This is a genomic window from Aurantimonas sp. C2-5-R2, assembly GCF_036549495.1.
Classification (GTDB): Bacteria; Pseudomonadota; Alphaproteobacteria; order Rhizobiales; family Rhizobiaceae; genus Aurantimonas; species Aurantimonas coralicida_A.
Window position 1 is genome coordinate 19,254 of the sequence record NZ_JAZHLJ010000047.1, and the last position, 11,313, is coordinate 30,566.

An 11,313-nucleotide genomic window follows, 5' to 3' on the forward strand; every position below is an offset into this window, starting at 1 on the left:
TAATTTCATTTGCATGGAATGGGAAATGCCCAAACGATGGGCCTGCTTACAAACTGGGATCGGTAGGGGGACTTCATGAAGAAACATATCGCCATGCTCGCCGCGGCGGGCTCGCTTCTAGCAGCGACGAGCGCCCATGCGCAGACCAAGACGCTGACCGTCGGCGGTTACGGCGGCTCGTTCGAGACGTTGATGAAGGAACTCATCATACCGGAGTTCGAGAAGTCCCATGATGTGACGATCCAGTTCGTCGCAGGCAATTCAACCGAGAACCTCGCCCGCCTGCAGGCCCAGAAGGGCAATCAGGAACTCGACGTGGTGATCCTCGACGACGGTCCGATGTACCAGGCCGACGCCCTCGGCTTCTGTGCGCCGCTCGCGGCCGACGTCGCCTCGGACGACATTTACGACATCGCAAAGCTCGGGCCCAACTCGATCGGCATCGGCTTCGTCGCCACCGGCTTTGCCTACAATGCCGAATGGTTCGAGAAGGAAGGCTGGGATGCCCCGAAGAGCTGGAAGGACCTAACCGACCCGAAATACGACCAGCTTCTGTCGATCCCGCCGATCTCCAACACCTACGGCCTCCATACGCTGGTGATGATGGCGCGGCTAAACGGCGGCGGCGAGAAGGATATCGACCCCGGTTTCACGGCGATGGCCGACGACGTCGCGCCGAACGTCCTCGTCTTCGAACCGTCTTCGGGCAAGATGTCGGAGATCTTCCAGTCGAAGGAGATTGCCGTCTCGATCTGGGGATCGGGCCGGACCAAGTCCCTCGCCGACACGGGCTTCCCGGCGAAGTTCGCCTATCCGGAAGAAGGCGCCGTCGCCCTGATGCTGGCCGCCTGCCCGGTCGTCGAGACCGACGTTCCGGACGAGGCGCAGGCCTTCGTGAAGTATCTTCTCGACCCGGAAATCCAGGTCAAGCTCGGCGACGCCATGGGTTCCGGACCGGTCAACAAGACGACCGAGCTGCCGAAGGAACTCGCCGACACGCTGCCCTACGGCCCGGAGAAGATCTCCAAGCTGATCGCGGTCGACTGGGACACGATCAACCAGAACCGCCAGGAATGGACCCAGCGCTGGGCGCGCGAAGTCGAGCGCTGACACGAGCGCATCAAGCGATCGGCGGGGCGGGCTTCAATCCCGCCCCGCAGGAAGACGATCTCCCGGCGGGTTGAGCGAACGGCAATGGCAATTCTGGAACTTCGCGATCTGACCAAGCGCTTCGGTGAGACCGTGGCAGTCGATCGCTTCACACTCTCAGTCGAGCGAGGCGAGTTCGTTTCTCTGCTGGGCCCGTCGGGCTGCGGCAAGACGACGACGCTGCAGATGATCGCCGGTTTCGAGACGCCCTCCGGTGGATCGATCTCGCTGAACGGCCGGGATCTGGCCAGGGTGCCGGCCCGCCAGCGCGGTCTCGGCATCGTCTTCCAGACCTATGCGCTGTTTCCCCACATGACGGTGGAGGAGAATGTCGGATTCGGGCTGGAAATGCGGAAAATTCCCGCCAACGAGCGTCGGCGGCGGATCGACCAGACCCTCGATCTCGTCCATCTGTCGAACCTCTCCGGCCGGTATCCGCGGCAGATGTCGGGCGGCCAGCGCCAGCGCGTGGCGCTCGCCCGAGCCCTCGTCATCGAGCCCGAACTCTTGCTGCTCGACGAGCCGCTTTCCAATCTCGATGCCAAGCTGCGCGAGGAAATGCAGCTGGAACTGAGGCGAATCCAGCAGGAAGCCGGCGTGACCACGTTGCTCGTCACACACGACCAGTCGGAAGCGATGGCCCTCAGCGACCGAATCGCCGTCATGCAGGGCGGTCGCCTGGTCCAAGAGGCTTCGCCCTTCGACGCTTATGACCGGCCGAAGGACGCCTTCGTCTCGTCGTTCCTCGGCAAGAGCAACGTCATCAACGCCCATCTCGAAAGCCAGAGCGCCGAGGGCACGATCTTGCGCTGCGGCGACCTCACGCTGGACGGCCCGGCCTCGGCCGGTGCGCCCGGACCCGTGCTGATGTCGCTGCGGCCTGAGCGGATCGAGTTCTGCGCCGAGGGCGAGGCGATCGTGCCCGGCCAGGTGATCGAGCGGGTTTTCCTCGGTGACCAATGGCTGCTGAAGGTCGATACGCCGCTCGGCGCGCTGCTCGTCGTGCGCAGCAACAGCGGCCGGCGCGAGCCGGAACTCGGCGAGACCGTCCATCTGAACTGGCATCGCGACCATCTGCGCCTGCTCGCCGCGGAGGCGGCGGCATGACGAATAGCAGTGCCCGTCCGTGGCTCCTGAGCGCCCCGGCGCTCGTGCTCTTCGCCGTCATGCTGGTGACCCCGCTCGTCATGACGGCGGTACTTTCATTCAACAGCTTCGACTTCTATGGCGGCATCAAGCCGACCTTCGGCTTCCATAACTACGCCGATGTCCTCGGCGACAGCTATTTCTACGAGATCTTCCTGCGCACCTTCCTGATCGCCCTGGCGACGACGGTGATCTGCGCGCTGATCGGGACACCCCAAGCTTATTTCCTGCTGCGCATGCATCCGTTCTGGCGATCGGTGATGATCCTCGTCGTGCTCGGGCCGCTGCTGATCTCGGTGGTGGTGCGCACGCTCGGCTGGGCGATCCTTCTGGGCAACCGGGGCGTGATCAACGAGGCGCTTACCCATCTCGGCCTGATCGAGCGGCCGCTGAAGATGATGTACACCTCTGGCGGCATCGTCATCGCCCTCGTCCATGTGATGGTGCCCTTCATGATCCTCGCGATCTGGGCGGCGCTGCAGCGCCAGGACCCGGCCACCGAGAGGGCGGCCGAATCCCTCGGGGCGAAGCCGCTGACGGTGTTCCGGCGGATCGTCCTGCCGCAGGCTATGCCAGGCATCCTTTCCGGCTCGCTGATCGTCTTCTCGCTCTCGGCCAGCGCCTTCGCGACGCCGGCGATCCTCGGCGGACGGCGGGTCAAGGTGGCCTCGACCACCGTCTACGACGAATTCCTGAACACGCTGAACTGGCCGCTTGGCGCGGCGATCGCGGTCATTCTTCTCGTTTCCGTCCTCGCCATCATGGTGGCCTGGAACCGGCTGGTGGAGAAGCGTTTCGCGGGAGTGTTCGAATGAGAACCAACGGCTCCTTCGCCAAGCTCTTCAGCCTCGTCTTCGCGGCCTTCATGCTGGCGCCGCTGATTGTCGTCGTCGGCGTCTCGTTCACGCCGGAAGGGTTCCTCGAATTCCCGCCGAGCGGCATCTCGCTGCGCTGGTTCCAGGCGATCCTCGACAATCCCGACTTCATCGACGCCGCGATCGTCAGCCTTCAGCTCGGCGTCGCCTCGGCGACCATCGCCACGGTGATCTGCATCCCGGCCGGACTGGCGATCGGCAGCGGCCGGTTCCGCGGGCGGGATGCGCTGCAGGCGCTGTTCCTGTCGCCGCTGACTGTGCCCACCGTCGTGCTCGGTATCGCCTTCCTGCGCTTCCTGTCGATGGCCGGGATGAACGGCACTTTCTCGGGGCTCGTCCTCTGCCACGTCGTCATCATCGTGCCGTTCGTGCTGCGGCTGGTCCTCGCCTCTGTCACCGGTCTCGATCCGTCGATCGGGCGGGCCGCCACTTCTCTCGGCGCGGGCGGTTGGACGGTGTTCCGGCGGATCACCCTGCCGGCCATCATCCCGGGCATCGTCGGCGGCTGGGTGCTGGCCTTCATCACCAGCTTCGACGAGCTGACGGTCACCGTCTTCATCGTCAATCCGGCGACGACGACGCTGCCGGTCAAGCTGTTCTCGCACATCACCCAGACTACCGACCCGCTGGTCGCGTCGGTCTCGACGGTCGCCATCCTGTTCACTGTCGCGCTGATGCTGATCGTCGACCGGATCTATGGGCTCGACCGTCTGCTCATCGGAGAAGGATCCCGCTGATGCCGAGCGACACGATCGTCATCGGCGGCGGCCTCGTCGGCGCAGCCACCGCCTACGGTCTGGCCCGGGAAGGTCTGTCCGTCACCGTTCTCGACGAGGGCGACGTTGCCTTTCGCGCTTCACGGGGCAATTTCGGCCTCGTCTGGGTGCAGTCGAAGGGCGACGGCTATCCTGACTATGCCATCTGGACTCGAAAGAGTGCGGATCTCTGGCCATCCCTCGACGCCATGCTGAAGGACGAGACCGGCGTCTCGACCTTCTATGCAAAGCCTGGCGGGGTGCATTTCTGCCTGTCCGAGACGGAGATGGACAGTCGCCGGGCACTGCTCGCCCGACTCCACAACGTCCACGGCGTCGCCCATTACGGCGCGCGGATCGTCGACCGGCAGGAGCTCGACGCGATGCTGCCGGGCCTTGGCCCGGAGGTCGTCGGCGGGACCTATTGCGAACATGACGGTCACGCCAGCCCGCTCTACCTGTTGCGCGCGCTGCATGACGCTCTGAAGCGGCGCGGCGGCACGATCATCGCCGATGCGCGGGCGACCGGGATCAGCCGCGACGGCGACGGCTACGCCATCACCACCCGCGCCGGCACCTTTCGCGCCGGGCAGGTCGTGCTCGCCGCCGGCCTCGGCAACAAGCCACTCGGGGAGATGGTCGGCCTCGACCTGAAGATCGCGCCGCTGAAGGGCCAGATCCTCGTCACCGAGCGCACCCGGCCGCGCCTTTCGATTCCGACCCACGTCGTGCGGCAGACCGGCGAGGGCTCGATCCTGATCGGTGACAGCCACGAGGATGTCGGCTTCGACGTCTCCTCCTCGAGCGACGTCATGGCGACGCTGGCCTCCCGCGCGATCCGGATGTTCCCATTCCTGAAGGACCTCAGGATCGTGCGCGCTTGGGCGGCGCTCAGGATCATGAGCCCGGACGGTTTTCCGATCTACCAACAGTCCGAGACGCATCCCGGCGTCTTCTCGGTCAACTGCCATTCCGGCGTGACGCTCGCCGGCTCCCACGCGCTCGCTCTCGCACCGATGATCGCCCGCGGCGAACTCGGCGAGGAACTGTCCGCATTCACCGCAAGGAGGTTCAATGCCCCAGCGAATTGACGGGACCGGTGAGACGGTCCGCTTCACCTTCGAGGGAAAGGAGATGTCGGCGCGCGCGGGCGAGACGATCGCCGCAGCGCTGATCGCTAACGGCGAGACAACGACGCGCCAGTCGGTCGTCACCGGCGCGCCGCGCGGCCCCTTCTGCATGATGGGCGTCTGCTTCGAATGCCTGGTCGAGATCGACGGCGTGCCGAACCGGCAGGCCTGTATGATCGAGGTGCGGCCGGGAATGAACGTTTGCCGTCAGAAGGCGGACGAGGTGGTGGCATGAAAAGTTTCGACGTGGTGATCGTCGGCGCCGGCCCGGCCGGCATGGCGGCGGCGGCAGAGACCAGCCAGGCAGGGCTTTCGACCCTCGTTCTCGACGAGCAGACGCGGCCCGGCGGCCAGATCTATCGCGACGTTGAGGCGTCGGACGCCGCGCGTCGGAGGATCCTCGGGCCGGACTATGACACCGGTGCAGAGCTCGCTGCGGCGCTGCGTGCGTCGAATGCTGAATACGTGCCCGGCGCGGTCGTCTGGAACATCGACGGCGGAAAACGCATCGACTACTCAGCTGGCGGCAACTCGCACAGCGTCTCTGCGAACAGTCTCGTGGTCGCGACCGGAGCCATCGAGCGGCCGACGCCGATGCCCGGCTGGACATTGCCCGGCGTCACAAGCGTCGGCGCGGTGCAGATCCTGCTCAAGACGTCGGGAATCGTGATGGAGGACGTCGTCCTCGTCGGCTCCGGCCCGCTGCTCTGGCTGGCCGCGACCCAGCTGATCGCCGCCGGCGCGTCGCCGAAGGCCATCGTCGAGACCGTGCCGCGGAGCCGTTACGGCGAAGCGGCGAGGCATCTCGGCAAGGCCTTGCCGGGCTGGCGCTATCTCGCCAAGGGCTTCGCCATGATGCGGGCGGTGAAGAAGACCGGCGTGCCGGTCCACCGCGACGCAGGGAACATCGTCGTCGAAGGGGAAACCGCCGCAGCGGCTGTGACCTTCACCAGTGGCCGAACGCGGCACCGGATCGAGACCGGCCACGTCGCCCTGCATCAGGGGGTCGTGCCAAACCAGCAGATCACCCGGCTGCTCAATTGCGAACATCGCTTCGACGCCAGCCAGCGCGCCTTCCTGCCGGTCCTCGACGAGAATTTCGAGACGAGTGTGGCGGACGTTTTCGTCGCTGGTGACGGCGCCGGTATCGGCGGCGCGAAGTCGGCGGCAATGCGCGGCCGGCTGGTCGCAATGCGGATCGCCGAGAAAGCCGGCAAGTCTTCCCCGAAAGGGCGCGAAGGACTGCGAGCCGAACTGCGCAGGGACGCCGCCGTGCGGCCGCTTCTTGAAGCGCTCTATGCGCCGTCGCAGGACGTGCTCGCGCCGCATGATTCAACAATGGTCTGCCGCTGCGAGGAAATCACCGCCGGCCAGATCCGCGAGGCGGTGGCGCTCGGCGCTCCGGGGCCGAACCAGATCAAGTCGTTCCTGCGATCCGGCATGGGGCCTTGCCAGGGGCGGATGTGCGGCCTTGCCGTCACCGAGATCATCGCCGCCGCGCGCGGTGAGGAGCCGTCTGCCATCGACTATTATCGCATCCGCCCGCCGCTGAAGCCGCTGCTGCTGTCGGAACTGGCCGGGCTGGATCGCGGGGCGCCGCGCGAAGCGGCCGAATAGCATGCGTTTCGACCGCACGATGCGTATCGTCGGTCGCGCTCCAGCCGTTTGTTCGACCATAGTCCTTGCGGAAAGCCGGTTCGCCGCTTTCCGGTCCGTGCCCTGACCCGAAAGGCGTTGCTCATGACCAACCGGACGGCGGATCTTCTCGTCATCGGTGGTGGCATCCATGGCTGCTCGGCGGCACTCCACGCCGCCCTGCGCGGTCTCGACGTCGTCGTGATCGAGAAGGACACGGTGGCGCGCCACGCCTCGGGCGTAAATGCCGGCGGCGTGCGCCGGCTCGGCCGCCACTACGCGGAAGTGCCGATCTCCCAGCGCTCGATGGAGATCTGGCATCGGATAGGGGACCTCGTCGACGACGATTGCGGGTTCCAGAGAGCTCCGCAGATCAAGGTCGCCGAAACCGAAGCTGAACTCGAGACGCTCGCCGCCCGCGCAGCCGACCTGCGGACCATGGGGTTCGAACACGAGGTCATCCTCGACCGGAAGCGCCTGCGCGAGGAGCTTCCGGCGGTGGCCGAGCACTGCGTCGGCGGACTCGCCAGCCTCGACGATGGCTTTGCCCTGCCCTACCAGACGACCTTCGCCTTCCAGCGCAAGGCGCGATCGCTCGGGGTCCGTTTCGAGGAGAACTGTCGCGTCCACACGGTCGAACGGGTCGGTCCCGATTTCAGGGCGAGGACCGATCGCGGCGACTTCACCGCGCGCAGGCTTCTCAACTGCGCCGGGGCGTGGGCCGGCGAGATCGCCCGCCAGCTCGGCGAACCGGTGCCGGTTGAGGCGATCGCCCCGATGATGATCGTCACTCAGCGCATGCCGCGTTTCTGCGACGCGGTGGTCGGCGGCACCGGTCGGCCGCTTTCCTTCAAGCAGATGGCCAACGGAACCGTCGTCATCGGTGGCGGGAGGCTCGGCCGGGCAAGACCCGAGACCAACGTGTCCGAGATGGTCTTCGGCGAACTGCAGCAGACCGCCGAGACCGCGATCGCGATCTTCCCGATCATGCGCGGCGCGACGATCGTGCGATCCTGGGCCGGCATCGAGGGGCGCATGCCCGACGACATCCCGGTGATCTCGCCATCATCGACGCAGGAGGGCGCTTATCACGCCTTCGGCTTTTCGGCCCATGGCTTCCAGATGGGGCCAGGGGTCGGCGAGATCATGGCCGAACTGGTCTCCGGCGGCCGCACCAACGCGCCGATCGCGCCATTTTCCATCACCCGTTTCGCCCCGGGGGCCAGAGCCTCCGGATCACCACTCACGCCAGACCAAGGACACTCCGCGTGATCACTCGCCATATCCAGACCAAGATCAATCATCGCGTCGTTGAGCATAACGACGTGCTCTATTTCGGCGGCCTCGTCGCCGACGACAAGTCCAAGGACATGAAGGGCCAGACCGCCGAGATCTGCGCCAAGATCGACGATCTTCTGGCCAAGGTCGGCTCTTCGAAGGAGAAGCTTCTGACGGCGATGATCTATATTTCGGATTTTGCCCAGAAGGACGGCATGAACGAAGCCTGGCTGGAGTGGATCCCGGCCGAACACCTGCCGACCCGTGCGACAATCGGTGTTGCCGAACTTGGCAAGGACGTGCTGATCGAAGTCGTCGTATCCGCTGCCAAGTAAACGCCTGCGCCTCGGCTCTCAGGAGTTCGAGGCGCATTCATCATTTCGCGCCATCGGGCTGTCGGCGTCGCGAAGAAACCCGGTTGCCGGAGCCGCCGCATCTAGATGGAAATATGGAACGTCCGACGTGGAGGCGTGACGGCCGTTCGCTCGAATGAACCGCGGTTGATCTCGCGCATGACGGCCGTCCAGTAGCGCTACTGGCGCTGATAGTCGGCCTCCCGGCGCTCGCTTCGCACCGCTGCCCCGCGGCCGCTCGCGCGCTTCGATCCAGATCCCTTGCGCGCCATGCACCGTAACCAGGACGGCTGCCTCGCGCCGAACCTCCGGCGAGCGGCGGAGGAGAAGGCCGGAGAGCGGCCAGCGGATCATGAAAGAGCAAATGGGTTCGGCGCCAACGGAGCAATGTTCGTTGGCTCGAACCCGATACTCGATCTCATTTGAACCACAGCGATAGCATTTCAGCCGGAATTTGCGCCGGACATGGGGGGCGCCGCGGCCGTATATCGCGGCCAGCTTGCGCGCATCGACGTCGGTGCTTGCGGCCGCAGGGTCGTCCGTCCAGTTCTTCTTTTGGGTCGAGCAAGGTGCGGGTAACCTCGTGCTCCCATCGCGCCATTCGTACCGTCCTTAACGGACGCGCGGCAGCTCTTCCCATTGGTGGTAGGGNTTTGGCGTGTCCTGATTGCGCTGCTCCTGCACAAAACCCAGCCGCGGCTCGCCAACGCCTGACCGCGTCGAATGAAGGACGAGCCCGAAGAGCCCCCCATTCGTCCCCGATCGGCGTTCTTCACGGACGACCAGCGATGGAATTACATGTCGGTTTGGATATGAACCTCGCGACGAGGCAGATTCACACGGCGAACGAGGTGGCGGGGCCCTCTGGAACGGGGATGGTCGCCTCAGCTGGAAACGATGGTCGAGCGTGACCCAGTCGCTTTGTCGAGCAAGGTGCGGGTAACCTCGTGCTCCCATCGCGCCATTCGTACCGTCCTTAACGGACGCGCGGCAGCTCTTCCCATTGGTGGTAGGGTGGCGGCGACGACAGTTGCCACTCCAGCGATGTCGCGCCTTCGCCCCAGGGATTGGCGCCGGCAAGTCGCTTCCGGGTGAAGGCCTCCCACACGCCGTAGAGGNGTGGCGGCGACGACAGTTGCCACTCCAGCGATGTCGCGCCTTCGCCCCAGGGATTGGCGCCGGCAAGTCGCTTCCGGGTGAAGGCCTCCCACACGCCGTAGAGGAAGACCAACAGCGCAACGCCGGAGATGTAGGAGCCTATCGAGGAAACGAAATTCCAGCCGGCGAAGGCTTCCGGGTAATCGATATAGCGGCGCGGCATGCCCGCAGCGCCGAGGAAGTGCTGCGGGAAGAACAGGATATTGACGCCGACGAATGTCGTCCAGAAGTGAATCTTGCCGATCGTCTCGTTGTACATGTAGCCCGTCATTTTCGGGAACCAGTAGTACCAGGCGGCGAATATCGCGAAGACGGCGCCCAGCGACAGCACATAGTGGAAGTGCGCGACGACGTAATAGGTATCGTGCAACACGCGGTCCAGGCCGGCATTGGCGACTATCACGCCGGTGACGCCGCCGATAGTGAACACGATGATGAAACCGACCGCCCACAGCATCGGAACGCGGAAGGTGATCGAACCGCCCCACATCGTCGCGATCCAGGAAAAGATCTTGATGCCCGTGGGCACGGCGATCACCATGGACGCGAACATGAAGTAGCGCTGCGCGTTGAGTGAAATGCCCGTTGTGAACATGTGGTGGGCCCACACAACGAAGCCGACGATGCCGATCGCGACCATGGCGTAGGCCATTCCGAGATAGCCGAACACCGGCTTCTTCGAGAAGGTCGAGATGACGTGACTGATCACGCCGAAACCCGGCAGGATCATGATGTAGACTTCCGGATGGCCAAAGAACCAGAACAGATGCTGGTACAGGATCGGATCACCGCCCCCCGATGGATCGAAGAAGGTCGTGCCGAAATTGCGGTCGGTGAGCAGCATGGTGATCGCTCCGGCGAGCACCGGCAGCGACAACAGCAGCAGGAAGGCTGTGACCAGAACCGCCCAGGCAAACAACGGCATCTTGTGCAGGGTCATGCCCGGCGCGCGCATGTTGAGGATGGTGGTGATGAAGTTGATCGAACCCAGAATCGAGGACGCGCCAGCAATATGGATCGAGACGATCGCCAGGTCGACAGCAGGACCTGGATGACCGATCGTGGAAAGCGGCGGATACAGGGTCCAGCCGGTGCCAGCGCCGTTGGAACCGGGAGCTCCCTCGACGAACAGCGACGTCACGAACAGAAGATAGGCCGCAACGAGAAACCAGAACGAGATGTTGTTGAGACGCGGGAACGCCATGTCCGGCGCGCCGATCATGATCGGAATCATCCAATTGGCAAACCCGCCCATCAGCGCCGGCATGATTGCGAAGAAGATCATGATCAAGCCGTGAGCGGTCACGAACACGTTGTAGAGCTGCGGATCGCCGAAGATCTGCATGCCCGGTTCCTGGAGCTCCATGCGCATCGCAATGGAGAGCCCGCCGCCGACGATGCCCGCGCAGATCGCGAAGATCAGATAGAGCGTCCCGATATCTTTATGGTTCGTCGAATAGACCCAGCGTTTCCAGCCGGACGGCTTGCGATCGTTTTGGGTGGTGTGAAAAACCGCATAGGCCATAATCTTCATTGAACCTCTTCTTGGCGCTCAGCACCCTTGGCAGCGCTGCATTGCGCGACGCGCCGCCGTCGACCATTCACCGATGCTGGATGCACGATGTCCCGCCGCAGGGAAGAAAGGCGTGATGGCGACTACAAAATTCGTCCGCCCATGGTCTGCGGATGCATCCGTCCGATAGCTGAAATCGGCCCCCTATCGCCGGAGAGAGCTGGATAATCCGTTGGACCGGCCCGCCCCACCGTTTCGGTCGTCCTCATCGGAGATCGAGGGTCGATCGCTTCCACATGTCGGCTCATCACATCCACCCCC

The 11,313-nt window shown here is 64.6% G+C and carries 9 protein-coding genes and 1 pseudogene; 9 read left to right on the plus strand and 1 reads right to left on the minus strand.

The features are described 5' to 3' along the window. Positions 1-75 precede the first annotated feature (75 nt). The 9 genes from VQ044_RS17195 (at position 76) to VQ044_RS17235 (ending at position 8,303) form a co-directional block, all read left to right on the plus strand. Positions 76-1,110 carry an ABC transporter substrate-binding protein gene (locus tag VQ044_RS17195; protein WP_327648676.1) on the plus strand — a complete coding sequence of 345 codons (1,035 nt, stop codon included), beginning with the start codon at positions 76-78 and terminating at the stop codon, positions 1,108-1,110. 84 nt (positions 1,111-1,194) lie between these two features. Next, entirely contained in the window at positions 1,195-2,256 is a 1,062-nt protein-coding gene (locus VQ044_RS17200; RefSeq protein WP_327648675.1) for an ABC transporter ATP-binding protein, read from the plus strand. After that, the gene (locus tag VQ044_RS17205) at positions 2,253-3,110 is read left to right on the plus strand and encodes an ABC transporter permease (protein WP_327648674.1); all 858 of its coding nucleotides are present in this window, start codon (positions 2,253-2,255) and stop codon (positions 3,108-3,110) included. Before VQ044_RS17200 ends, VQ044_RS17205 begins: the two co-directional genes overlap by 4 nt. Next, entirely contained in the window at positions 3,107-3,907 is an 801-nt protein-coding gene (locus tag VQ044_RS17210) for an ABC transporter permease (protein ID WP_327648672.1), read from the plus strand. Before VQ044_RS17205 ends, VQ044_RS17210 begins: the two co-directional genes overlap by 4 nt. Then, on the plus strand, positions 3,907-5,016 hold the full coding sequence (locus VQ044_RS17215) for an NAD(P)/FAD-dependent oxidoreductase (protein ID WP_327648671.1): 1,110 nt from the start codon (positions 3,907-3,909) through the stop codon (positions 5,014-5,016). The genes VQ044_RS17210 and VQ044_RS17215 overlap by 1 nt, the downstream gene beginning before the upstream one ends. Then, complete coding sequence (locus VQ044_RS17220; protein WP_327648669.1) at positions 5,000-5,290, plus strand: (2Fe-2S)-binding protein; 291 nt, start codon at positions 5,000-5,002, stop codon at positions 5,288-5,290. The genes VQ044_RS17215 and VQ044_RS17220 overlap by 17 nt, the downstream gene beginning before the upstream one ends. Then, positions 5,287-6,672, plus strand: a complete 1,386-nt coding sequence (locus VQ044_RS17225) for an FAD/NAD(P)-dependent oxidoreductase (protein ID WP_327651119.1) — start codon at positions 5,287-5,289, stop codon at positions 6,670-6,672. The genes VQ044_RS17220 and VQ044_RS17225 overlap by 4 nt, the downstream gene beginning before the upstream one ends. Positions 6,673-6,795: 123 nt before the next feature. Then, entirely contained in the window at positions 6,796-7,962 is a 1,167-nt protein-coding gene (locus tag VQ044_RS17230; RefSeq protein WP_327648665.1) for an NAD(P)/FAD-dependent oxidoreductase, read from the plus strand. Then, entirely contained in the window at positions 7,959-8,303 is a 345-nt protein-coding gene (locus VQ044_RS17235; RefSeq protein ID WP_327648664.1) for a RidA family protein, read from the plus strand. The genes VQ044_RS17230 and VQ044_RS17235 overlap by 4 nt, the downstream gene beginning before the upstream one ends. Before the next feature lie 1,105 nt (positions 8,304-9,408). On the opposite strand, the pseudogene ctaD reads toward VQ044_RS17235, so the two are convergent. After that, a pseudogene (ctaD, locus tag VQ044_RS17240) lies at positions 9,409-11,004 on the minus strand (cytochrome c oxidase subunit I); the annotation flags it as partial. Between the last annotated feature and the right edge of the window lie 309 nt (positions 11,005-11,313).